Source organism: Actinocorallia lasiicapitis (assembly GCF_054778695.1).
Genome location: NZ_BAAGZI010000176.1, coordinates 1 through 11189, shown reverse-complemented (window position 1 = coordinate 11189; position 11189 = coordinate 1). Strand labels below are relative to the sequence as shown.

Here is an 11189-nt window from a genome sequence, read left to right as displayed (position 1 = left end):
ACCAAGGTGGCATGCCCCCACCCTCTCAGGTGATTGAACTCCGGAACCCACTCAAGATCTAGGCATGTAGTACTAGGAGCCGTCAGGACTTGCCGTGGTTGACCTCGACGATCGGCAGCCGGTAGGCGGCCGGGGCCGTCGCGGGGACCTGGGGGTTCTTCGGAAGGATCGGCTTGAGCCGGGCGTAGGCCGCGCCCAGGGCGGGGCGCGCGTCGGCCTCGCCGCTGTTCGGCCAGAACGACATGGCGCGTTCGGCCTGCGCGGTGATGGTGAGGGACGGGTTGACGCCCAGGTTCGCGGAGATCGCTGAACCGTCGACGATGTGCAGGCCCTCGTGGCCGTAGACCCGGTGGTAGGGGTCGATGACGCCCGTCGCGGGGGAGTCGCCGATGGTGCAGCCGCCGATGAAGTGGGCCGTCATCGGGATGTCCCACAGGTCGCCCCAGCTACCGCCCGCGATCCCGCCGACCTCCTCGGCCATCATCTTGACGGCCTCGTGCCCGACCGGGATCCAGGTGGGGTTCGGTTCGCCGTGGCCCTGCGCGGCGCGCAGGTCCCAGCCGAACGGGCCCCGCTTGCCGCGCGTGGTGATCGAGTTGTCGGCGGTCTGCATGACCAGCGCGATGACGGTCCGCTCCGACCAGCGGCGCAGGTTCGGCAGCCGCGCCAGGTCCCACGGCCGTTTGACGAGCTCGCCGAGGAACTTCGCCCAGCGGGGCGCGCCGCCGCCGTCGATGAGGATGGTGCGGACCCCGCCCATCAGGTTCGAGCCGTGCCCGTACCGGACGGGTTCGATGTGGGTTTTCTCGTCCGGGTGGAACGAGGAGGTGATCGCGACGCCCTTGGAGTAGTCGGTGGCGTCGGCCTTGAACCGCTCCGCGCCGAGCAGCGCCTCGGAGTTGGTGCGGGTCAGCACGCCGAGCCGGTCGGACAGGCCGGGCAGCGACTTGCGCTTGAGCTTGTGCAGCAGCTTCTGGGTGCCGTAGGTGCCGGCCGCGAACACGACCTGGTTCGCGGTGAGGGTCCGCCGGTTGCGGCCGAGGGCCCCGGTCCGCACGATCGACACCGCGTACCCGCCGCCGTCCAGCGGCTTGACGTCGGTGACGCGCGACAGCGGCATGATCCGCGCCCCGGCCTTCTCGGCGAGGTACAGGTAGTTCTCGGTGAGCATGTTCTTGGCGCCGTGCCGGCAGCCCGTCATGCATTCGCCGCACTGGGTGCAGCCCTTGCGGGCGGGCCCTTCGCCGCCGAAGAACGGGTCGGGCTCGACGGAGCCGCCGTGCTTGCCGAAGAACACCCCGACGGGCGTCAGCCGGAACGTGTCGCCCTTGCCCATCCGGTCGGCGACCTTCTTGATCACCTTGTCGGCGGCCGTCATCGACGGGTTCTGCACGACGCCCAGCATCCGGGTGGCCTGGTCGTAGTAGGGGGCGAGCTCGTCCTGCCAGTCGGTGATGTGCCCCCACTGCCTGTCCTGGAAGAACGGCGCGGGCGGCACGTACAGGGTGTTGGCGTAGTTGAGGGAGCCCCCGCCGACGCCGGCTCCGGCCAGCACGGTGACCATGCTGCCCTTCTTGCCGCGCACCAGATGGATGCGCTGGATGCCGGTCAGCCCGAGCGCGGGCGCCCACACATAGCTGCGCAGCCGCCAGCTCGTCCGGGGGAGGGGGCGGTCGCCCGTCCCCTCGCCGCGGGTGTCCCAGCGGCGGCCGGCCTCGATGACGCCGACCTTGTAGCCCTTTTCGGTCAGTCGGAGCGCGGTGACAGAGCCACCGAAACCCGAGCCGACCACCAGCACGTCGAAATCCACTGCGGCTCCTCAGCACACACGGCGGGGGGGTGGGTGTTACTTGAGGCGGAAGCGCTTCATCGCCTTCAGCGACGAGGTGAGCAGGTCCGCGTACTTCGCATAGGTGATCTGCGCGGGGGGTTCGAGCTCCATGTACTGCTGCGAGGCGATCGTCTGGACCTCGGTGTACTTGAGCAGGCCCTCCGAGCCGTGCCGCCGGCCGACGCCCGACTGCTTCATCCCGCCCATGGGCGCGTCGTGCGACGCCATGGCCGAGCCGTAGCCCTCGTTGATGTTGACGGTGCCGGCCTGGATCCGGGCGGCGACGCGGCGGCCGCGCGCCAGGTTCCTGGTCCACACGGACGCGTTGAGCCCGTAGGGGGTGTCGTTCGACCGTTCGATCGCCTCCTCCTCGGTGGCGAACTTGTACACGGCGACGACCGGGCCGAAGGTCTCCCCGGCGCACAGATCCATGTCGGTCGTGACGTCGGTGAGGATGGTCGGCTCGTAGAACAGCGGGCCGAGGTCGGGCCGCGCCTTGCCGCCGGCGACGACGGTCGCGCCCTTGGCCACGGCCTGGTCGACGTGCGCGGACACGGTCTCGAGCTGGCGCGGGTAGGTGAGGGAGCCCATCTGCTCGTCGAACGTCAGCGACGAACCGAGCTTCATCCCCTTCACCTCGGCCGCGAACTTCGCGACGAAGGCGTCGTAGACGTTCTCGTGGACGAACAGCCGCTCGATGGAGATGCAGAGTTGCCCGGCGTTGGAGAAGCAGGCCCGGACGGCGCCGCGCGCGGCCTTGTCCAGGTCGGCGTCCTCCAGGACGACCATCGGGTTCTTGCCGCCGAGCTCCAGCGAGTAGCCGATCAGCCGGGGCGCGGCCTTCTCGGCGATCAGCCGTCCGGCGCGGGTGGAGCCGGTGAAGGCGATGTAGTCGGCGTTGGCGATGAGCGGGTCGCCGATCTCGGCGGGGTCGCCGAGGACGATCTGCCAGAGGTCGCGCGGCAGCCCGCACTGGATCAGCAGGTCGACGCACCAGAGCACGGACAGCGCGGTCTGGGTGTCGGGCTTGTGCACGACGCCGTTGCCCGCGAGCAGGGCCGGGATCGTGTCGCCGACGCCCATGCTGATCGGGTAGTTCCAGGGCGTGATCATGCCGACGACGCCCTTGGCCTGGCGGTGCTCGTAGGTCTTGGTGGCGATCGGGAAGGCTCCCGCGCGCCGCTTGGGGGCCAGCAGCTTGCCGGCCTTGCGGGCGTAGTAGAGGGGGCCGAGGGTGACGTCCAGGAACTCCTCGAACGCGTGGCGGCGGGCCTTGCCCGTCTCCCACTGGAGGATGTCGAGGATCTCGTCACGGCGGGCCATCAGCTCGTCGACGAAGCGCAGGACGGGCTTGGCGCGGTCGGCGGCGGGCAGCGCGCCCCACGCCTTCTGCGCTGCGCGCGCCTTGGCGTAGGCCGTCTCGACGTCCTTGGCCGAGGAGGTGGGGACGGTGGCGAGCGGCTCGCCGGTGAACGGCGCATTGATCACGGTGCTGCCCCCGTCGGAGACCACCAGGGAGGTGATCTTGCCGACGACAGCGTCGGAGAGGGAGCGGGCAGAAGCCGTCTGGATTGCCATACTCGTCAGCATATGACCACCTGGCCAGGATTGGATACCCACCAGTAACGCATATGGCCACCCGGTCATTGTGAAGTGGCGCACACCTTGGACCGGTCCAGTTTGAAATATTCCGGAACGACCATGCCCGGCCGGTGTATCAGAAAAGGGGGGAAATTCTCAGGGAGGGGAGAAGCACGTGGAGGGAACCAAGATGAGGACGGGACGACAGGAGAAAAGGGAGCAGACCAGAGTGGCCCTACTGGACGCCGCCCAGCGTCTCTGGGCCGAACGCGGCATCCACGGAGCGTCGCTCGACGACGTCGCCGCGGCCGCCGGGCTCACCAAGGGAGCCGTCTACTCCAACTTCACCGGCAAGACCGACCTGCTGCTGGCCCTGCTGGAGCGCTACACCACCAGCGGCGCCGAGTTCTGCGGCGGAGTCCGGCAAGGCGACTGGCTGGAGTACGCCAAGGGCCTCGCCACCGACGAGTCACGGCTGCTCGCCCAGCTCCTGGTCGAGTTCTGGCTGTACGGGATGCGCGACTACGCCGCCGGCTGGCGGGTCGCCGACTGGTACCAGTCGCAGCGCGACGGCCTGGCCGAACAGCTCGACGACGGCGACGACGTGTCGTCCCGCGACAGGGCCACCCTGGCCATGGCGATGGACCTCGGGCTGGCGCTCCAGCACCTGCTCGACCCCGACCGGGTGCCGCCGGAGGTGTACGCGAGCGGAATGCGCATGGTCCTCGGCCGCCCCGTCCCCGCCTGATCACATAGGTTGGCGGGGTGAGCGAGGCCCTGGTGCTGGTGGTCGATGACGAACGGGCGGTGCGGGACTCCGTCCGCCGGATCCTGGAGTTCGAGGGGTACCGGGTCATCGTGGCCGCCAACGGCAACGACGCGCTCGCCAAGGCGCGGGGGGAACGCCCCGACCTGATCGTCCTGGACGTCATGCTGCCGGGGCCCGACGGGGTCTCGGTCTGCCGCATCCTGCGCGACGAGGACAACGACGTGCCCGTCCTCATGCTGACGGCGCGCGAAGCCGTCGCCGAGCGGATCGCGGGGCTCGACTCCGGCGCCGACGACTACCTCACCAAACCGTTCTCGCTCGAGGAACTGCTGGCCAGGGTGCGCGCCGTGCTCAGACGGCGCGCACCGGCCCCGCAGCGCGTCGCCTACGCCTGCGCGGGGCTCGTCCTCAACACCGCGACCCGCGAGGCCGCCCGCGACGGCCGTCCGCTCGGCCTGACGGCCACCGAGTTCTCGCTGCTCAGAATGCTGATGTCGCGGCCGGGACAGGTGCTGACCAGGGCCGAGATCCTGAAAGAGGTCTGGTCGCTGGACTTCGAGACCTCCACCAACCTGCTCGACGTGTACGTCATGTACCTGCGGCGCAAGACCGAGGAGGGCGGGCTGCCCCGGCTCGTCCACAACGTCAGAGGCGTGGGGTACGTGCTGCGGCCGGAAGCGCCGTGAGACGGCGTTCGCTGCGGGCCCGGCTGACCCTGCTGGTCGCCGCCGCGGTGGCCGCGGCGATCGCGGCGGCCGCCGTCGCCTGCTGGCTGATGCTCAGCGACCAGCTCCACCGGCAGCTCGACCTGGACCTGGAGCAGCGGCCGTCACGCCCCGGGCTGGTCGCCAGCCTGAATCGGGACTGCCGCCAGCTTCCCGACCCCGAGGACGACCAGGACTACCTGTTCCTGCACCAGGTCGTTCGGGCGGACGGGCTGCGCTGCGTGTCCGGTTCGCAGGGCGTGGCCGTCGCGCCGTCCGACGTCGAACTGGCCAGGGTCGAGGGCGCCGAGCTGCGCGACGGGCTGACCGACTCGGGGGACAGGGTCCGGGTGCTGGTCCGGCACGCGGGCGACGGGCTCGCGTTCTCGGTGGCCCGGCAGACCGACGACATCGACCGGGTGCTGCGCCAGCTCGCCTGGCTGTTCGCGGGCGCCGCGGCCTGCGGGGTGCTGCTGGCCGCGAGCATCGGCCGGCTGATCGCCCGGACGGCCCTCGCCCCCGTCGACGATCTGGTCGAGACCGTCTCGGAGATCGCCAGGACCGAGGACCTGTCGACGCCCGTCCCGGACGGCGGCTCGGAGGAGATCTCCCGGCTGAGCACCGCGTTCAACGCGATGACCGCGGCCCTGGCCAGCTCGCGGGACAGGCAGCGCAGGCTCGTCGCCGACGCGGGCCACGAGCTGCGCACCCCGCTGACCAGCCTGCACGCCAACATCGAACTGCTGCTGCGCAGCGAGGACACCGGCCGCGACCTGCCGTCCGCGGGGCGCAGGGCGCTGCTGTCGGATCTGCGCGAGCAGGTCACCGAGCTGACCGTCCTGACCGGCGACCTGCTCGAACTGGCCAGGCCGTCCCGCCCCGCCGAACGGGACTCCCACGCGCCCGTCCCGCTGCACACGGTCGTCGAGGACGCCGCCCGCAGGGCCCAGCTCCGCGGGACGTCCGTGTTCGACGTCCGGGTGCGCCCCTGGTTCGTGCCGGGCGAGCCGGCGTCGCTGGAGCGGGCCGTGGTCAACCTGCTGGACAACGCCGTGAAGTTCGGGCCAGAAAGCTCCGTGATCACGGTCGAGCTGGACGCGGGCAGGCTGACCATCCGCGACCGCGGCCCCGGGATCCGCGCCGAGGACCTGCCGTTCGTGTTCGACCGGTTCTGGCGTGCGCCCAGCGCCCGCGGCGTGCCGGGCTCGGGCCTCGGGCTGGCGATCGCCGCCCAGGTCGTCCGGGATCTGGGCGGCGAGATCGACCTGTCCGAGCCGGACGGCGGCGGCACCGAGGTGACCGTCCTGCTGCCGGGCAGCCCCGAACGCTAGATCACTCCCACTCGATGGTGCCGGGCGGCTTGGAGGTGATGTCGACGACGACGCGGTTGACCTCGCGGACCTCGTTGGTGATCCGGGTGGAGATCTTCTCCAGGAGGTCGTAGGGGAGGCGCGACCAGTCGGCCGTCATGGCGTCCTCGGAGGAGACGGGGCGCAGCACGACCGGGTGGCCGTAGGTGCGGCCGTCGCCCTGGACGCCCACGGAGCGCACGTCGGCCAGGAGGACGACCGGGAACTGCCAGACGTCGCGGTCGAGGCCGGCCTTGGTCAGCTCCTCGCGGGCGATCGCGTCGGCTTCGCGCAGCAGGTCGAGACGTTCGCGGTCGACCGCGCCGATGATCCGGATGCCCAGGCCGGGCCCCGGGAACGGCTGGCGCCAGACGATCTCGGCGGGCAGGCCGAGCTGCTCGCCCAGCGCCCGGACCTCGTCCTTGAACAGGGTGCGCAGCGGCTCGATCAGCCCGAACTGCAGATCGTCGGGGAGCCCGCCCACGTTGTGGTGCGACTTGATGTTGGCGGTGCCGGTGCCGCCGCCCGACTCCACGACGTCCGGGTAGAGGGTGCCCTGGACCAGGAACTCGACATCGCCGTCCGCGGAGATCTCGCGGGCCGCCGCCTCGAAGACCCGGATGAACTCCCGGCCGATGATCTTGCGCTTCTCCTCGGGGTCGGTGACGCCCGCGAGCGCGGACAGGAACCGCTCCTGCGCGTCCACGACCTTCAGGTTGACGCCCGTCGCCGCGACGAAGTCCTTCTCGACCTGCTCGGACTCGCCCTTGCGCATCAGCCCGTGGTCGACGTACACGCAGGTCAGCTTGGACCCGATGGCCCGCTGCACCAGCGCCGCAGCTACCGCCGAGTCGACGCCGCCGGACAGCCCGCAGATCGCGCGCTTGTCGCCGACCTGGGCGCGGACGGCCTCGATCGACTCCTCCGCGATGTTGACCATGGTCCAGTTGCTGCGGACCCCGGCCAGCTCCAGGAACCGGCGCATCAGCTTCTGCCCGTGCTCGGTGTGGAGCACCTCGGGGTGGAACTGGACGCCGTAGAAGCCCGCCTCGGGGTTCTCGAACGCCGCGATCGGGGTGACGCTGGTGGTGGCCGTCACGGTGAAGCCTTCGGGCGCCTGGCTGGCGTAGGTGCCGTGCGACATCCACACCTGCTGTTCGACGGGCAGCCCGTCGAACAGGGAGCCGCCGCTGACGGCGAGGGGGGTGCGGCCGTACTCGGCGACGTCGGTGCGTTCCACGACGCCGCCCAGGGTCTGGGCCATGACCTGGAAGCCGTAGCAGATGCCGAACACCGGCACCCCGGCCTCGAACAGGCCCTCGGGCGCGGCGGGCGCGCCCGGCTCGTAGACCGAGGCGGGACCCCCCGACAGGATGATCGCCTTCGGGTTCTTCGCCATCATCTCGGCGACCGGCATGGTCGACGGGACGATCTCGCTGAACACCTGGCACTCGCGGACCCGCCGGGCGATCAGCTGCGCGTACTGCGCGCCGAAGTCAACGACGAGAACAGTGTCGAACGACTGTTCGGTCACGGAATAGACCCCTAAGGAGGAGGACACGGAGTAGCCACAGTCTAAGGGGCATCTACGTTCCGTGAGCGCAGGGGGAAAACCGCAGAGGGAAGCCGCAGGGGGAAGCCCCGGGGCGCCGGGGGTTCGGACACCCCGTCCATGCCGAAGGTTGCCCGTACCGCCCTGCAACCTCATGTTCTTTGTGTACTGTCGGAACCCGCCCCGCCCCCGTCACCCCTCGAGGAGCCCTGTCTTGTTGCGTCCAGGGAAGTACGCCGCGCTCGGCCTCGCCGTGGTCGCGGCGGCGTCGGTTTCGCAGGCGGCCAGACCTGCGGGCGCACGGACGGCGGCCCCCGCCGCCAAGGCGGCCTGCACGGGCGACGCCCTCGCCCATGAGCTCTCGGACGCAGGGCTCTCGGACGCACGGGTCCGGTCGGGCGCGCGCGCCAAGGAGCCGATGGCGCCGGTGACGCCGCGGAAGGCTGCCGAGATCGAGCGGACGCTCCGCAAGGCCACCGCGGGCGGGATGCTGGCGCGGGCCGCTAACGATGAGTGGATCGACATCCCCGTCTGGTTCCACGTGATCAAGAACGGCAGGAAGGGCGATGTGTCCAAGGCCGCGCTGCAGAAGCAGCTCGATGTCCTGGACTCGACCTACCGCGGCAAGCGCGGCGGCGCCGGAGTCCGGGTGAACTTCTGGCTGAAGGGCATCACCAGGACCGAGAACAAGGGCTGGTTCACCAACCCCCGCAGGTACGCGCCGACCTTCACCAAGAAGCTGCACAAGGGCGGCAAGGGCACCCTGAACTTCTACACCGCCGACCTCGGCAACGAGCTGCTCGGCTGGGCGACCTGGCCGTGGGACTACACCAAGCGCCCCAAAGAGGACGGCGTGATCATCCACTTCGGCAGCATGCCCGGAGGGAAGATCGCCAACTACAACCTCGGTTTCACCGGGGCACACGAGACGGGCCACTGGCTCGGGCTCTACCACACGTTCGGCCGGAACTACCCCGACCAGGACGGCTGCGAGGCCGGCGACCTGGTCTCCGACACCCCGGACGAGCTGGAGCCCGCCAGCGGCTGCCCCGTCGTCGCCGACACGTGCGCGGCGCCGGGCACCGACCCGATCCACAACTACATGGACTACGCCTACGACGACTGCATGACCGAGTTCACCGAGGGTCAGGGCATCCGTATCCACAACGTGTGGAAGCAGTGGCGCGTCTACCACTGACTTGCTGCCGGCCCCAGACCCGGCCTCGGCCGGTTCGGTGGGCAGGCCGGTTCAGCGGGAGCGGTAGGCGGCCATCAGCTCGTTGGCATCGCGTTCCGGCAGGGGCTTCACCGCCTCTCTGATCGTGACGCCCGACACCGTGTCGATCCGGTCGGCGACCCACTCCCGCACCCAGCCGGGCCGTTTCTTGGCCACCTCGCGGAGCGTCCAGCCGAGCGCCTTGCGCAGGAAGAACTCCTTCTCGCCGATCATCAGCTCGCCGTAGGCGGAGATCCGCGCCAGATCGGGATCGCCGTCCCGCACCCCGGGCAGCAGCGCGAGCAGCGCCGAACGCCGGATCCAGAACTCCTCGTCCTCGGCCCACCGGTCGAGCGGGGCGTGGTCGTCGTAGAGCAGCTCCCCGACGACCTTGACGGCCAGGGCGTCCACGTAGACCCACATCCGGGCGTCCCTGATCAGCCGTTCGGCCACCGCGACGTCGCCGGTCTCCAGCACCTCCGCCCTGGCGATCAGGGCTTCGACGGCCGCCGAGCGCAGCTCGAACACCCCCGACGCCCACAGCTCCTCGACCAGCGCCAGGACCGTGGCCCGGTCGAGCCCGCGGACGGCCAGCCGAGTGATCCGCCGCATCGCCGGGACGGTCACCCCGATGTGCTCCAGCGCGCTCTTCATGTACGCCTTCTCGGCCTCGGCGCGCTCGGCCGTCCCCACGGCCCGGAGCTCCCCCTCGATCCGGTCCGCGATCTCCTCGGCACTGAAGTTCCCGACACTGAAGCCCTCGCTCATCCCCCCAGTGTGACGGGCACCTCGGACAGAATCCGCTCCCACGCCTCGACCTGCGACGAAGGACCGAATCTGCGGGCGTTGCGGCGGGCGGCGTCGCCCATCTGGACGCGCTTCTCCCGGTCGGTGATGACGGTGCGGAGCGCGTCGGTCATCGCCTCGATGTCCCCGTTGGGCACGAGGAGACCGTCCTCGCCGGGCGCGATGATCTCGCCGGGCCCGTACGGGCAGTCGAAGCTGACCGGGACGAGCCCGTGGCTCATCGCCTCGGCGAGCGCGAGCCCGAACCCCTCGTGCCGGGAGCTGAACGCGAACACCGACGCCTTGGCGTACTCGGCGGACAGGTTCCGGGTGTGGCCCATCAGATGGACGTGGTTGTACAGATGCCGTTTGAAGATCAGCTTGCGGAGCTGGGGCTGTTTGGTGCCCGCGCCGAAGATCCGGAGCGTCCAGTCGGGGTGTTCCTCGGCGACCGGCGCGAACGCCTTGATCAGCAGATCGAAACCCTTGATCCGTTCCAGCCGTCCGGCGGCGACGACCATGGTCGCGTCGGGGTCGCGGTCGGGGACGTCGAGGGTGTGCAGGGCGTTGGGGATCGCGGCCACCGGGACGTCCAGGAAGGCGCGGTAGGCGCGCCGGTCGGCCTCGGTGAGGGTGACCACGGCGTCCAGGTGCGGGTACTCGGCGATGATCGCGTCCCGGAGCGGCTCCCTGACCTGGGAGAACGAGGCGTGGACCTGCGCGATCCTGAGCACGCCGGGACGGGTGTGCCGTGCGGCCAGCAGATCGAGCCCCGGCCGGGTGGTGAGCAGGACGTCGGTGTCGAGGGCGCCGAGCGCGGCGCGGATCGCGCCGACGACCTCCTCGGTGTACTCGCCGCCGCGGGTCTCGCCCGCCGGGATCTCGGTGCCGACCCGGCCGCGGTCGGTCCGGTTCCGCCAGTCGACCAGGTAGCGCAGCCGGACCCCGTCGGGCAGCGGGAAGCCCGGCTGGGCCGACTTCCGGATCGCGGCGATCAGTTCGACGTCGTGCCCGGCGGCGGCCATCGCCCCGCACTGGGTCAGCACCGAGCGGATGGTGCCGCCGCGGCCCGCACAGCTCAGCAGCAGGTAGGTGAGTCTCATCGGGCGGCCCTCCGGCAGTGGATCGCGAGATGATCGTCCTCGACATAGACCGGTTTCACCCGGTTCCGCAGGGTCTGCTGTGACGGGTAGACGAAGATCTCCGCCTTGCCCCTGACATCGTCCAGATGCCGGCCCAGACGCAGCTCGGTCCGTCCCGACACCAGGTAGAGATCCCAGCGGGGCCAGGAGCGGCGGAGCCGGGAGATCCGGACGGCGGTCTCGAACCGGCCGCCGGCGGCGACGTCGGCGGGGAAGCTCCTGCGGTGCGGGCCGCGCCGCACCCAGCCGGCCAGCCGCC

9 protein-coding genes and 1 pseudogene are annotated in these 11189 nt (G+C 70.6%); 4 read left to right on the top strand and 6 right to left on the bottom strand.

Annotated elements, in window-relative coordinates; all coding sequences use genetic code 11:
• Positions 1–82 precede the first annotated feature (82 nt).
• On the bottom strand, positions 83–1810 hold the full coding sequence (locus ACYVE7_RS19525) for a GMC oxidoreductase (RefSeq protein WP_460366387.1): 1728 nt from the start codon (positions 1808–1810) through the stop codon (positions 83–85).
• A gap of 36 nt (positions 1811–1846) precedes the next feature.
• The gene (locus ACYVE7_RS19520; RefSeq protein WP_460366386.1) at positions 1847–3409 is read right to left on the bottom strand and encodes a succinic semialdehyde dehydrogenase; all 1563 of its coding nucleotides are present in this window, start codon (positions 3407–3409) and stop codon (positions 1847–1849) included.
• A gap of 193 nt (positions 3410–3602) precedes the next feature.
• Here ACYVE7_RS19520 and ACYVE7_RS19515 point away from each other — a divergent pair, with 193 nt between their 5' ends.
• Genes ACYVE7_RS19515 through ACYVE7_RS19505 form a run of 3 tightly spaced genes read left to right on the top strand, consistent with a single transcriptional unit; the run spans position 3603 to position 6216 of the window.
• Positions 3603–4160: a TetR/AcrR family transcriptional regulator gene (locus ACYVE7_RS19515; RefSeq protein ID WP_460366385.1), complete on the top strand. Its 558-nt coding sequence runs from the start codon at positions 3603–3605 to the stop codon at positions 4158–4160.
• Between the two features lie 17 nt (positions 4161–4177).
• Complete coding sequence (locus ACYVE7_RS19510) at positions 4178–4867, top strand: response regulator transcription factor (protein ID WP_460366384.1); 690 nt, start codon at positions 4178–4180, stop codon at positions 4865–4867.
• Positions 4864–6216 (top strand): sensor histidine kinase, encoded by a 1353-nt coding sequence (locus ACYVE7_RS19505; RefSeq protein WP_460366383.1) that lies wholly within the window; start codon positions 4864–4866, stop codon positions 6214–6216. Before ACYVE7_RS19510 ends, ACYVE7_RS19505 begins: the two co-directional genes overlap by 4 nt.
• 1 nt (position 6217) lies before the next feature.
• On the opposite strand, the gene guaA is transcribed toward ACYVE7_RS19505, so the two are convergent.
• Positions 6218–7768: a glutamine-hydrolyzing GMP synthase gene (gene guaA, locus ACYVE7_RS19500; RefSeq protein ID WP_460366382.1), complete on the bottom strand. Its 1551-nt coding sequence runs from the start codon at positions 7766–7768 to the stop codon at positions 6218–6220.
• A gap of 232 nt (positions 7769–8000) precedes the next feature.
• Between guaA and ACYVE7_RS19495 the strand changes: the two genes are divergently transcribed.
• Complete coding sequence (locus ACYVE7_RS19495) at positions 8001–8984, top strand: zinc metalloprotease (protein WP_460366381.1); 984 nt, start codon at positions 8001–8003, stop codon at positions 8982–8984.
• Between the two features lie 51 nt (positions 8985–9035).
• On the opposite strand, the gene ACYVE7_RS19490 is transcribed toward ACYVE7_RS19495, so the two are convergent.
• The 3 genes and pseudogenes from ACYVE7_RS19490 to ACYVE7_RS19480 form a co-directional block, all read right to left on the bottom strand.
• Positions 9036–9770, bottom strand: coding sequence for a DNA alkylation repair protein (locus tag ACYVE7_RS19490; RefSeq protein ID WP_460366380.1), 735 nt, complete (start codon positions 9768–9770; stop codon positions 9036–9038).
• Complete coding sequence (locus tag ACYVE7_RS19485) at positions 9767–10891, bottom strand: glycosyltransferase family 4 protein (protein ID WP_460366379.1); 1125 nt, start codon at positions 10889–10891, stop codon at positions 9767–9769. The genes ACYVE7_RS19490 and ACYVE7_RS19485 overlap by 4 nt, the downstream gene beginning before the upstream one ends.
• Positions 10888–11189 (bottom strand): annotated as a pseudogene (locus ACYVE7_RS19480) (hypothetical protein); the annotation flags it as partial. The pseudogene ACYVE7_RS19480 and the gene ACYVE7_RS19485, both read right to left, overlap by 4 nt.

Bases quoted from the DNA above. Each gene is read 5' to 3' on its own strand.
- ACYVE7_RS19490 (WP_460366380.1), bottom strand. From the start codon at position 9,770: ATGAGCGAGGGCTTCAGTGTCGGGAACTTCAGTGCCGAGGAGATCGCG.
- ACYVE7_RS19515 (WP_460366385.1), top strand. From the start codon at position 3,603: ATGAGGACGGGACGACAGGAGAAAAGGGAGCAGACCAGAGTGGCCCTA.
- ACYVE7_RS19520 (WP_460366386.1), bottom strand. From the start codon at position 3,409: ATGGCAATCCAGACGGCTTCTGCCCGCTCCCTCTCCGACGCTGTCGTC.
- ACYVE7_RS19485 (WP_460366379.1), bottom strand. From the start codon at position 10,891: ATGAGACTCACCTACCTGCTGCTGAGCTGTGCGGGCCGCGGCGGCACC.